Genomic DNA, 270 nt, shown 5'->3' on the forward strand with positions numbered 1-270 from the left:
GAATCTGGTGCACGCTCCTTGCACAACGCAGTAGCGGCAAGGGCAATCATGGTTCCCTGACTATGCGACATGATAGTCACGGTATCGTCCGGATGCTCCCTTCGGACATCATCGACCAGCGACGCCAGCCGTTCGGCTGCGTGCGCGTAATAATCGCGCGGCGGGCAGTCGTGGAGTTCCCGGTCCCACTCCGGATTGAAGAGCTGAACGTCGAAAAAACCGGCCACATGCCGCTTTGTGCCTTCCTTGCTCCATAGCTGTTGCAGGTTG

1 protein-coding gene is annotated in these 270 nt (G+C 58.5%); it reads right to left on the reverse strand.

Annotated elements, in window-relative coordinates; translation table 11 throughout:
* Positions 1-270 (reverse strand): alpha/beta hydrolase (locus SB659_RS19595; RefSeq protein WP_410551614.1); only part of this gene is annotated, 270 nt, incomplete at both ends.

Origin of the sequence: Arthrobacter sp. SIMBA_036, assembly GCF_046535135.1 — a bacterium.
Classification (GTDB): domain Bacteria; phylum Actinomycetota; class Actinomycetes; order Actinomycetales; family Micrococcaceae; genus Arthrobacter.